Origin of the sequence: Azospirillum melinis (assembly GCF_013340935.1) — a bacterium.
Taxonomy (GTDB): Bacteria; Pseudomonadota; Alphaproteobacteria; order Azospirillales; family Azospirillaceae; genus Azospirillum; species Azospirillum melinis.
In genome coordinates this window covers 63,531-74,256 of sequence record NZ_WHOS01000034.1, presented here as the reverse complement: position 1 = coordinate 74,256, position 10,726 = coordinate 63,531, and the positions used below count along the sequence as shown (strand labels likewise).

Genomic DNA, 10,726 nt, shown 5'->3' with positions numbered 1-10,726 from the left:
TGCCGATCAGCTCGGTGCCCTGGAAGCGGATGGAGCCGGTGCGCTTGCCCATGATCCCCATGATGGCGCGCATGGTCGAGGTCTTGCCGGCGCCGTTGCGGCCCAGCAGCGTCACCACCTCGCCCTGCCGTACCTCCAGCGAGACGCCGTGCAGCACATGGCTCTCGCCGTAGAAGCCGTGCAGGTCGGCGATCTCCAGCATCGCAGTCTTGGTCATCGCGCCGTCAGGCATGTCCGGTCCCCCCCGTGCCCATATATGCTTCCATCACCTGCGGGTTCCTGGAGACGACCTCGTAGGGTCCCTCCGCCAGGATCTCGCCGCGGCGGAGCACGGTGATGGTGTCCGACAGATGGGCGACGACCGACAGGTTGTGCTCCACCATCAGCACGGTGCGGTCGGCGGCGACGCGCTTGATGAGTGCCGCGGTGCCCTCGATGTCCTCATGGCCCATTCCGGCCAGCGGCTCGTCGAGCAGCATCACCTCCGGGTCGAGCGCCAGGGTGGTGGCGATCTCCAGCGCGCGCTTGCGGCCATAGGGCAGCTCGGCGGCGGTGTGACCGGCCCAGGGAGTGAGGTTGACCGCCTCGATCAGTTCCAGTGCCCGGCCGTGCAGGTCATGGAGCGACGATTCGGATTTCCAGAAATGGAAGCTGGTGCCGAGCGGCCGTTGCAGCGCGACGCGGACATTCTCCAGCACGCTCAAGTGCGGAAACACGGCCGAGATCTGGAAGGAGCGGACCAGCCCCTTGCATGCGATGTCGGCCGGCTTGGTGCGGGTGATGTCACGGCCCTTGTAGAGGATCTGGCCACGCGTCGGCGTCAGGAACTTGGTCAGCAGGTTGAACACCGTGCTCTTGCCGGCGCCGTTCGGGCCGATCAGCGCGTGGATGGTGCCGCGGCGAACCTGGAGGTTCACCTCCTTCACCGCCACGAACCCCTTGAACTCCTTCGTCAGGTTGCGCGCTTCCAGGATGATGTCGTCGGTCATCGGCGGTGCGATCCCTTGCCGTTCGTCGGTCGTGCAGCCCCGGCCGCCGATTCCATGCGGGATCGCCGGCCGGGGTGTCCATTCCCGTCTCCGTCCGTCAGCCCTTCACGAGGGGGCACTTGCTTTCGGACAGCGGCAGGAAGGCGTCATTGCCGGGGATGGTGCTGAGAATCCTGTAATAATCCCAACGTCCCTTGGACTCTTGCGGGCTCTTGACCTCGACGAGGTGCATGTCGTGGACCATGCGGCCATCGGCGCGGACCTTGCCGTTGCGGGCGAACATGTCCTCGATGGGCATGGTCTTCAGCTGGTTGACCACGGTCAGGCCCTTGTCGGTGCCGCTGGCGTCGATGGCCTTCAGGTAGTTCAACACCGCCGAATAGACACCGGCCTGCACCATGGTCGGCATCCTGCCCTCATGGCGCTGGCCGAAGCGCTTGGCGAATTCCCGCGTCCGCTCGTCGGTGTCCCAGTACCAGCCGGTGGTGATGATCATTCCCTTGGTCACGTCGAGGCCGAGGCTGTCGATGTCGGTCAGGAAGACCAGCATGCCGACCATCTTCTGGCCGCCCTGGGTCAGGCCGAACTCGTTGGCCTGCTTCACCGCATTGACGAAGTCGCCGCCGGCGTTGGCGAGCGCCACCACCTGCGCACCCGACGCTTGCGCCTGAAGCAGGAAGGAGGAGAAATCCGGCGTTGCCACCGGCGCCCGGACGGTGCCCAGGATCTCGCCGCCGGCCTTCTTCACCGCGTTCGCCGTGTTGGTTTCCAGGCTGCGGCCGAAGGTGTAGTCGGCGGTGATGAAGAACCATGACTTGTTGCCCTGCTGGGTCAGGGCGCGGCCGGCGCCATTGGCGAGCGCGTAGGTGTCATAGGTCCAGTGGACACCGGTCGGAGAACATTTCTCGTTGGTCAGTTCGGTGCTGCCCGCGGTGGAGTTCAGGTGAACCCGTCCGGTCTCGCGCGTCACCTCCTGCACCGCGAGCGCCGCGGCGGAGTTGCCGACATCGACGATCACGTCGACCTGCTCGCGGTCGATCCATTGGCGGGAGACGCTGGCGGCGATGTCGGCCTTGTTCTGATGGTCGGCGAAGACGAGCTGGACCGGCGCGCCCTTGACCTTGCCGCCGAAATCCTCCACCGCCATCTGCGCGGCGACCACCGAACCGCGTCCGGCAAGGTCGGCATAGATGCCGGTCATATCGTCGAGCACGGCGATCTTCACCACATTGTCGGAGATCTGCGCCTGCGCCGTGCCGGCCAATGCGCCGGTCAAGGCGAAGGCGGCGATGCCCGCAAGCAGAGCGGTCTTGAGCGTCTTCATGCGTTTGTCCTCCCGGTTCCGGTTGATTTGAAGAATTGTCTCAGCCCTTGGCTGCCGCCGCGTCACGCAGCAGGCGACCGAGCAGGAACTGGTCGCTGTCCCCATGGGCCAGCCGCATCTGGTCGGTCTGGGCGTCGATGGCTCGTTTGGTCATGCGCAGGGCCAGCGGCGGAACCGCCGCCGCGTCGCGCGCCATCCGCAGGCTTTCGTCAACCGCGGCGCCATCCTCCGCAACGAGGTCGGCCAGGCCCCAATCGAGCGCCAGCGCCGGATCGACCCGCAGGTCGGTGAACAGCAGCCGCTTGGCCCGCGCCGGACCGACCAGCGAAACCAGACGCGGCAAGCCGCCCCAGGCGAGGTTGAAGCCGAGCCGGGCCTCCGGCAGCCGCAAATGCGCGCCCCGTCCGAAGACCCGCAGATCCAGCGCCAGCGCCAGCACGCCGCCGCCGCCGACCGCCGGCCCCTCGACGGCGGCGATGGTGAGCTGTGGAAGCGCCGCCCAGGCATCGCACAGGGCGCGCCCGCGCTCGACCGCAGCGTGCTGTTCCAGCACATCCGCGCCGGTAGGCCAGAGTAGCGGATCGGACAGGTCGATGCCGCCGGAAAACACCGTGGCGGTGCCGGTCAGCACCACCGCCCGCGAGGTGGTGTCGGCACGCAGGCGGTGGGCGACGTCGGTCAACTCCTCCATCGCCGATGCGCTCAGGGCGTTGGCCCGCCCGCCGCGGTCGTAGCGGACCAGTGCCACCCCGTCCGCATGCTCGATTGAAACAACACTCATCCCGTTTGCTCCTCCCCACCGGGGCTTCGCCGGCGCCGCCAGCGGTTATCGTTGATGTCTCCTGCCTAACATTCTACCGAGTATGTTGCAATCTTTTGATTGGCGGTGCAAACATATGGACGGCAGCAGCCATCACGGGCGCGAGGCCCGTGGTCCGGACAGGGTTTGAAAAGAACAGGGAGGGTTTTCGGCGATGCATGGCGATGATTGGGCGCGGATCCCCACGGCGGAGGAGTGCGTGCTGCGCAATCTTCTGGAAGGTCAGGCCGCGCGGCAGCCCGACGCGGTGTTCGTCGCCTTCTGGCGGGGCGAAAGCTGGAGCTACCGCGAGACGCTGGAGCGTGTCCGCCGCCGCGCCGCGGCCCTGCGGGCGCAGGGCGTCCGCCAGGGCGACCATGTGCTGTGCTGGATGGGAAACGGGCCGGATCTGCTGACCGCGTGGTTCGCCATCAACTATCTCGGCGCGGTCTATGTGCCGCTCAACACCGCGAGCCGCGGGCGCCCGCTGGAGCATATGCTGGAGAATGCCGGCGCCACGGTCCTCATCGCCCATGCCGCCCTGATCGGCCGTCTGGCGGAGATCGATCGCGGGCCCCTGGTCAGGATCCTGACCGTCGGCACGGCGGATTTGGACCCGCCGGAACTACCCGGCGTCACCATCGCGCCGCTGGTCGATGCCCCGGCCGACGCCGATCTTACCCTCGCGCTCGACCGGCCGATCCAGCCTTGGGACCCCCACGCGATCATGTATTCGTCGGGCACGACCGGCGCGGCCAAGGGTGTCGTGACCTCCTATGTGCAGATCTACACGATGGGGCCGGACGCCTTCGACAGCATCACGGCGGACGACCGCTGCATGATCTGCGGGCCGATTTTCCATTGCGGCAGCACGCTTTACGTCTATTGCATGCTGGGCAAGGGCGGGTCCCTGGCAATGGTTCCGGAGTTCCGGACGCCGGATTTCTGGGAGTCGATCCGCGACACCGGCAGCACGGTGGTCCTGCTTCTGGGCATCATGGCGAATTTCCTGCTGAAGGCGCAGCCGGATCCGCGGGACCGCGACCATACTCTGAAGAAGGTTTTCATCGTCCCGTTCGGCGAGGACGCCCCCCGATTCGGCGCGCGCTTCGGTGTCGAACTCCACACCGTCTACAACATGACCGAGATCGCCAGCCCGCTGACTGCCGGGCCGCGGACCGCCGGACCGGACGGGATGGTGCCGGGCCTGTGCGGCCGCGCCAGACCCTGCTTCGAGCTGCGGGTGGTCGACGGCAACGATGCCGAACTGCCACCGGGCACGGTCGGCGAACTGATCATCCGCTCGCACCGGCCCTGGGCGCTCGGCTCCGGCTATTACCGCAATCCGGAAGCGACGCTGGCGTCCATGCGCAACGGCTGGTTCCACACCGGCGACGCCTTCCGCATGGAGGCGGACGGCCGCTTCTTCTTCGTCGACCGCCTGAAGGACGTCATCCGCCGCCGTGGCGAGAACATCTCCTCCTTCGAACTGGAGGCGGAGATCTGCGCCCACCCGGCGGTGCGCGAGGCGGTGACGGTCGCCGTGCCCAGCGACGTCGGCGAGGATGAGGTGCTGGCGGTCGTCGCCCCGGTCCCCGGCGCTGCGATCGACCCTGCCGAACTGGTCGGTTTCCTGGCCGCCAGGGTGGCGCACTACATGGTGCCGCGCTATGTCCGCGTGGTGGAGGAACTGCCCAAGACGGCCAGCGGCAAGCTCCAGAAGCACATGTTGCGCGCCGACGGTCTGACGGAGGATTGCTGGGACCGCGAGGCCGCGGGCATCCGCCTCAAGCGCGAAAGGCTCGGCTGAGAGGCGGTCGAACGCTCGGGTTTCCAACGATGGCGGAGGCCCCCTCTCCCGCAATGGGAAAAGGGCTTTCGCTCATCCCGGCGCGTTCAGTCCCTGCATGATCGAACCCACGATCTTGTCGGCGAGGATCTCGCGGTCGTCACGGGTCTCGGCCGGACGGGGGCGGTACCAGATCGACAGCCAGTTGATGGCGCCCAGCGCCACCTTGACCGCCACCGACACGTCGCTGGTGCGGATCGAACCGTCCTCGACCCCCTCATAGGCGACCCGCTTGAACAGGCTTTCGAAGTCGTTGCGCACGGTCATCAGCTCGGCCAGCGTGCGGCGCTGCTCGGGCGTCGTGGCGCCGAAGCGGTGCATCTCGACCCCCTGCACGACCACCGCCTCCAGGGCGAGATTCTCCATCATCGACAGGGCGTGCTGGCGGAACATGGCGCTGAGGCGCGCCGCCGCCGGTTCCGGCCCCTTCATCACCGGGGTGACGGCCTCGAAGTTGCGCCGCATTCCCTCGCGGTGAACGTCGAAGAACAGCTCCGTCTTCGAGCGATAATAATGGTAGATGCGCCCCTTCGTAGCGCCGAGACGCCGCGCCACGTCATCGATGCTCGTCGCGTGATATCCCTGCTCCATGAAGCATTCGGCAGCGGCGGTTAGGATATCGATGTTCCCGGTCTTGTCGATGCGGGGTGACAGCTGGCTCTTTTCACTGCTCATCGTCCAGTTCCAACTCGATAATTTCGTCGGCGGTCAACCCGTTCCGCCCACATCGTCCCCTCGCGGCACCCCGGCAGCGGCCGGTTACGCGAAGCTAGGACCAATCCATCCCACAGGCAACATTTCTGCCTGGACAGAGCGGGCAGGCTCACATACTACTTGGTAGGTTTTTTGTGCGTGACGCAAGCAAACTTTGCGGCGGGCGCACCCAACCGAAGGCCAGACGGATATGGCCCACATGAACACGGCCCAAACGACCACGGGAACGCGCCCAATGAACGAACCCATTTCCGCCGGGGATCTGGAGCTGCGCGCCGGCGGCGAGATCGGTGTGTCGCGCTGGTTTGTGATCGACCAGACGCGCATCGACGCCTTCGCCGACGTCATCGACGACCACCAGTTCATCCATGTCGATCCCGAACGGGCAAGCCGCGAAACCCCCTTCGGCGGCACCATCGCCCATGGCTTCCTGTCGCTGTCGCTGCTGACCGCGATGGGCCAGGGCGTGTTGCCGGCGATCGCCGGAGAGGCGATGGTCATCAATTACGGCTTCGACCGCGTCCGCTTCCTCGCCCCGGTCAAGTCCGGCGCGAGGGTCCGCGCCCGCTTCGTGTTGAGCGAGGCAACCCGCCGGTCGGATCGGGAACTGGTCGCGCGCTATGCGGTAACGGTGGAGATCGAAGGCGGCGGAAAGCCGGCACTGGCGGCCGACTGGATCATCCTGACCCTCTTGAAAGAACAGGTGAACGCAGCATGAGCATTCAATCCAACGGAATCGATCCCGACGGCATCCGCTTCGACGGGCGGGTCGCCATTGTCACCGGGGCGGGGAACGGGCTGGGGCGCGGCTACGCGCTGGAACTGGCGGCGCGCGGCGCCAGGGTGGTGGTCAACGACCTGGGCGGCGGGCGCGACGGCCGCGGCGCCCCCGACACCGCCGAGACCGCCGCCGAGACTGTGGTCGCGGAGATCCGCGGCCGGGGCGGCGAGGCCATCGCCGACGGCGCGAACGTCACCGACCCGGCGCAGGTCGCCGCCATGGTCGAGCGCACCCTCGGCCTTTGGGGCCGCATCGACGTGCTGATCAACAACGCCGGCATCCTGCGCGACAAGAGCTTCGCCAAGATGGAGCTGGAGGATTTCCGCTCGGTCGTCGACGTGCATCTGATGGGGGCGGCCAACGTCACCCACGCGGTCTGGCCGATCATGCGGGCGCAGGGCTATGGCCGTGTCCTGATGACGACCTCGACCTCGGGCGTCTACGGCAATTTCGGCCAGTCGAACTACGGCGCGGCGAAGGCCGGGCTGGTCGGGCTGATGAACGTCCTGCATCTGGAGGGCATCCGCAACGGTATCCACGTCAATGCGGTCGCCCCGACGGCGGCGACCCGTATGACCTCCGACATCCTCGACGAGACGGCGCTGGCCCGGCTGAACCCGGATTTCGTCACCCCGGCGGCGCTGTTCCTGGTGTCGGAGCAGGCGCCGAGCCGCACGGTGATTCTCGCCGGCGCCGGCACCTACGCCCGGCTCGCCATCGTCGAATCGGACGGCGTCTTCCTGCCCGAGGGCGAACGGACGCCGGAGGCCGTGGCTGCCCGCTTCGCCGGGATCGCCTCGCTCGACCGCCAGCACGAGATCGACGCCGGCCTGAGCCATGTCGACCGCATCCTGAAGCGCGCGGCGGACGCCGCCGGCTGAGCCAACCGGCCGAGACAAGGAGAAGACCGGTGAGAGAAGCCGTCATCGTATCCACCGCCCGCACGCCCATCGGCAAAGCCTACCGGGGCGCCTTCAACGACACCCAGGCGCAGGCGCTGGGCGGGCACGCCATCGCCCATGCCGTCGCCCGCGCCGGGATCGATCCCGCCGAGATCGACGACGTGGTGCTAGGCGCCGCGCTGCAGCAGGGCGCCACCCACATGAACATGGCCCGGCAATGCGCGCTGCGCGCCGGACTGCCCACCTCGGTGGCGGCGCAGTCGGTGGACCGGCAATGCGCCTCCGGCCTGATGGCCATCGCCATCGCCGCCAAGCAAATCGTCGTCGACGGCATGACCGTGGCGGTCGGCGGCGGGCTGGAATCGCTGTCGCTGGTGCAGACCGACCGCATGAACGTCGAGCGATGGCGCGATCCCTGGCTGGTCGAGCACCGCCCCGACGTCTACATGGCGATGATCGAGACGGCGGAGATCGTGGCGGCGCGTTACGGCGTGCCGCGCGAGGCTCAGGACGCCTACGCCGCCCGCTCCCAGGCCCGCACCGCCGAGGCGCAGGACGCCGGGCGCTTCGACTCGGAGATCGTGCCGATCACCACCACCATGACCCGTCTCGACAAGGCGACCGGCGAAACCACCCACCATACGGTCACGCTGGACCGTGACGAGAGCAACCGGCCGGACACCACGCTGGCCGGGCTGTCGGCGCTGAAGCCGGTGTTCCGCGACGGCCAGCAAATCCGGGAAGGGCGCTTCGTCACCGCCGGCAACGCCTCGCAACTGTCGGACGGGGCGTCGGCCAGCGTGCTGATGGAGGCGGCGGAGGCCGAACGCCGGGGCCTGCACCCGCTTGGCCTCTACCGGGGCATCGCGGTCGCCGGCTGCGACCCGGACGAAATGGGGATCGGCCCGGTCTTCGCGGTGCCGAAGCTGTTGAAGCAGCACGGCCTGACCGTCGACGACATCGGGCTGTGGGAGCTGAACGAGGCCTTCGCCGCGCAGGTAATCCACTGCCGCGACCGGCTCGGCATTCCTGACGAGCGGCTGAACGTCAACGGCGGTGCCATTGCCGTCGGTCATCCCTATGGAATGTCGGGCGCCCGCTTGGTCGGCCATGCCTTGATCGAGGGCAGGCGCCGGGGCGTGCGCCATGTCGTCGTCACCATGTGCGTCGGTGGCGGCATGGGCGCCGCCGGCCTGTTCGAAGTCGCCTGAGCCCCCGAAACGAACCAGAGACAGGGAGGAACCCTCATGGACCGCAAGCACGACACCCGCGCCTCCTACCCCCATTTCCAGATCGTCCCGACCCGATGGATGGACAACGATGCCTATGGCCATGTCAACAACGTGGTCTACTACAGCTACTTCGACACGGTGGTGAACCAGTACCTGATCGAGAACGGTGCGCTCGACATCGAAACCAGCCCGGTGATCGGCTTGGTGGTGGACACCGGCTGCAGCTACTACGCGCCGGTCAGCTTCCCTGACCGGGTCGAGGCCGGGCTGCGCGTGGCGCGGCTGGGCACCAGCAGCGTCCGCTACGAGGTCGGGCTCTTCCGCAACGACGACCCCACCCCGGCGGCCTGCGGCCATTTCGTGCATGTCTACGTCGATCGCGAGACGCGCCGCCCGGCGGCGCTGCCGGAGACGCTCCGCACGGTGCTCGGGCGGCTGGTCGTGCCGGCCGAAACCGCCTGACCCCTTTCCGGTGAGGACCGAGACATGATGGACTTCGTGTTCGAAACCACGCCGAAGCTGGTGTGCGAGGTGGGGGCGGCGGCCCGGCTGGGTGAGATGGCCAAGGACCTTGGCATCCGCCGCGCGCTGATCGTCACCGACGCCGGTCTGGTGGCGGCCGGGTTGCTGGAGCCGGTCGAGGCCGGCTTCAAGACCGTCGGCACGGCATGCGCCCTGTTCTGCGACGTGCTGGCCGACCCGCCGGAAGAGTCGGTGGCGCTGGCGGTCCAGGCGGCGCGCGCCGCTGGAGCCGACGGGGTGATCGGCTTCGGCGGCGGCAGCTCGCTCGACACCGCCAAACTGGTCGCCCTGCTGGCCGGCACGCCGCAGGACCTGCCGGACATCTACGGCATCGGCCTCGCCAAGGGGCCGCGCCTGCCGCTGATCCAGGTGCCGACCACCGCCGGCACGGGGTCGGAGGTGACGCCCATCGCCATCGTCACCACGCCGACCAGCGAGAAGAAGGGGGTGGTGTCCAGTCTGCTCTACCCCGATCTGGCGGTGCTCGACGCCCGTCTGACGCTCGGGCTGCCGCCGCGGGTCACCGCGATGACCGGCATCGATGCGATGGTCCACGCCATCGAGGCCTACACCACCCGCCACAAGAAGAACCCGCTGTCCGACAGCCTCGCGCTGCGGGCGCTGGGCTTGCTGGGCGGCAACATCCGTGCCGTCATCGCCGACGGGCGCGACGTCGCCGCCCGCGCGGCGATGCTCCAGGGCTCGCTGCTTGCCGGCATCGCCTTCGCCAATGCGCCGGTCGGGGCGGTCCACGCCCTGGCCTACCCGCTGGGGGGCCATTTCCACGTGCCGCACGGACTGAGCAACGCGTTGATGCTCGGACCGGTGCTCGAGTTCAACCGACCGGCGGCCGGGGAACTCTATGCCGAACTCGCTCCGGCGATCATGCCCGGCCGCTCCTTCGCCACGCCGGACGAAGCGGTGGCTGCCTTCATCGACGCCATGCGCGATCTCGTTGCTGCCATGCCGATGGAACAGCAGCTGGAACAGCTTGGCGTGCGGCAGGATGATCTGCCGATGCTGGCGGCTGACGCCATGAAGGTGCAGAGGCTTTTGATCAACAATCGGCGCGATGTCCGCTACGACGACGCCTTGGATCTCTACAGACAAGCATGGTGAAGAGGCGGTTCCAATGGTTCCGTTGCAAAGTTTGCGGGCGGGCGTGACCTGCCCCCCTGAACCCGCTCCAGCCCCTATTTGAGGGATGGGCAAATCAGGAGGAAGGAATGGCCCGTCGAAAGCGGCATACCCCCGAGCAGATCATCAGCATGCTGCGCGCCATCGAGGTGGCGGTAGCGCAAGGGCGCACGGTCGCGGAGACCTGCCGCGAGCACGCCATCTCGGAGCAGACCTACTACCGCTGGCGCGCCGAGTTCGGCGGCCTGAAGCTGGCCTTCTGCAGAACGAGGTGGCCGCCTTCGTGTCGCGGGTCAGGGCGGCGTAACCTTCCCGTAAGAGCAAGGCAGGGCGGGGGTGGCGCAACGACGTGTCTCTAGTGCTCACGACGGGCCATCCCGTCGAGCTGGTTGTCGACAAACCCATGCTCGCGAACGGAGCCAACTGGGAAGCGAAGCCCGCGTAAGAGGCTGACGGTCGGCGCTCGCCGCCCACCGA

Annotated in this window: 11 protein-coding genes and 1 pseudogene; 7 read left to right on the top strand and 5 right to left on the bottom strand. The window is 67.8% G+C overall.

Translation table 11 applies throughout. The annotated features are described in order from the left end of the window. From GBZ48_RS22920 to GBZ48_RS22905, 4 genes are all read right to left on the bottom strand, one after another. Window positions 1-232 (bottom strand): ATP-binding cassette domain-containing protein (locus GBZ48_RS22920; RefSeq protein ID WP_174473118.1); only part of this gene is annotated, 232 nt, incomplete at its 3' end. Then, a complete protein-coding gene (locus GBZ48_RS22915; protein ID WP_174473117.1) occupies window positions 225-989 on the bottom strand; it encodes an ABC transporter ATP-binding protein in 765 nt (254 codons plus the stop codon). The genes GBZ48_RS22915 and GBZ48_RS22920, both read right to left, overlap by 8 nt. Before the next feature lie 97 nt (window positions 990-1,086). Then, window positions 1,087-2,313 carry an ABC transporter substrate-binding protein gene (locus GBZ48_RS22910; RefSeq protein WP_109047160.1) on the bottom strand — a complete coding sequence of 409 codons (1,227 nt, stop codon included), beginning with the start codon at window positions 2,311-2,313 and terminating at the stop codon, window positions 1,087-1,089. A 40-nt stretch (window positions 2,314-2,353) separates the two neighbouring features. After that, window positions 2,354-3,094, bottom strand: coding sequence for an enoyl-CoA hydratase/isomerase family protein (locus GBZ48_RS22905; protein WP_174473116.1), 741 nt, complete (start codon window positions 3,092-3,094; stop codon window positions 2,354-2,356). A gap of 193 nt (window positions 3,095-3,287) precedes the next feature. On the opposite strand from GBZ48_RS22905, the gene GBZ48_RS22900 reads away from it, so the two are divergent. After that, window positions 3,288-4,922 (top strand): AMP-binding protein, encoded by a 1,635-nt coding sequence (locus GBZ48_RS22900; RefSeq protein ID WP_174473115.1) that lies wholly within the window; start codon window positions 3,288-3,290, stop codon window positions 4,920-4,922. Between the two features lie 72 nt (window positions 4,923-4,994). On the opposite strand, the gene GBZ48_RS22895 is transcribed toward GBZ48_RS22900, so the two are convergent. Beyond that, entirely contained in the window at window positions 4,995-5,636 is a 642-nt protein-coding gene (locus GBZ48_RS22895) for a TetR/AcrR family transcriptional regulator (protein WP_174473114.1), read from the bottom strand. Between the two features lie 274 nt (window positions 5,637-5,910). Here GBZ48_RS22895 and GBZ48_RS22890 point away from each other — a divergent pair, with 274 nt between their 5' ends. The 6 genes and pseudogenes from GBZ48_RS22890 to GBZ48_RS36405 all read left to right on the top strand — a co-directional run. Next, window positions 5,911-6,393, top strand: a complete 483-nt coding sequence (locus tag GBZ48_RS22890) for a MaoC family dehydratase (RefSeq protein ID WP_174473113.1) — start codon at window positions 5,911-5,913, stop codon at window positions 6,391-6,393. Then, window positions 6,390-7,337 (top strand): SDR family NAD(P)-dependent oxidoreductase, encoded by a 948-nt coding sequence (locus tag GBZ48_RS22885; RefSeq protein WP_174473112.1) that lies wholly within the window; start codon window positions 6,390-6,392, stop codon window positions 7,335-7,337. Before GBZ48_RS22890 ends, GBZ48_RS22885 begins: the two co-directional genes overlap by 4 nt. A 29-nt stretch (window positions 7,338-7,366) precedes the next feature. Beyond that, window positions 7,367-8,569, top strand: coding sequence for an acetyl-CoA C-acyltransferase (locus GBZ48_RS22880; protein ID WP_174473111.1), 1,203 nt, complete (start codon window positions 7,367-7,369; stop codon window positions 8,567-8,569). A gap of 36 nt (window positions 8,570-8,605) precedes the next feature. Then, a complete protein-coding gene (locus GBZ48_RS22875) occupies window positions 8,606-9,052 on the top strand; it encodes an acyl-CoA thioesterase (RefSeq protein ID WP_174473110.1) in 447 nt (148 codons plus the stop codon). A 24-nt stretch (window positions 9,053-9,076) separates the two neighbouring features. Further along, window positions 9,077-10,231, top strand: a complete 1,155-nt coding sequence (locus tag GBZ48_RS22870) for an iron-containing alcohol dehydrogenase (protein WP_174473109.1) — start codon at window positions 9,077-9,079, stop codon at window positions 10,229-10,231. A 107-nt stretch (window positions 10,232-10,338) separates the two neighbouring features. Beyond that, window positions 10,339-10,500, top strand: a pseudogene (locus GBZ48_RS36405) (transposase); the annotation flags it as partial. Window positions 10,501-10,726 lie beyond the last annotated feature (226 nt).

What these genes read in the sequence shown, in the direction of transcription:
- GBZ48_RS22870 (WP_174473109.1), top strand. Translation starts at nt 9,077, where the DNA reads ATGATGGACTTCGTGTTCGAAACCACGCCGAAGCTGGTGTGCGAGGTG.
- GBZ48_RS22905 (WP_174473116.1), bottom strand. Translation starts at nt 3,094, where the DNA reads ATGAGTGTTGTTTCAATCGAGCATGCGGACGGGGTGGCACTGGTCCGC.
- GBZ48_RS22875 (WP_174473110.1), top strand. Translation starts at nt 8,606, where the DNA reads ATGGACCGCAAGCACGACACCCGCGCCTCCTACCCCCATTTCCAGATC.
- GBZ48_RS22895 (WP_174473114.1), bottom strand. Translation starts at nt 5,636, where the DNA reads ATGAGCAGTGAAAAGAGCCAGCTGTCACCCCGCATCGACAAGACCGGG.
- GBZ48_RS22915 (WP_174473117.1), bottom strand. Translation starts at nt 989, where the DNA reads ATGACCGACGACATCATCCTGGAAGCGCGCAACCTGACGAAGGAGTTC.
- GBZ48_RS22890 (WP_174473113.1), top strand. Translation starts at nt 5,911, where the DNA reads ATGAACGAACCCATTTCCGCCGGGGATCTGGAGCTGCGCGCCGGCGGC.
- GBZ48_RS22885 (WP_174473112.1), top strand. Translation starts at nt 6,390, where the DNA reads ATGAGCATTCAATCCAACGGAATCGATCCCGACGGCATCCGCTTCGAC.
- GBZ48_RS22910 (WP_109047160.1), bottom strand. Translation starts at nt 2,313, where the DNA reads ATGAAGACGCTCAAGACCGCTCTGCTTGCGGGCATCGCCGCCTTCGCC.
- GBZ48_RS22900 (WP_174473115.1), top strand. Translation starts at nt 3,288, where the DNA reads ATGCATGGCGATGATTGGGCGCGGATCCCCACGGCGGAGGAGTGCGTG.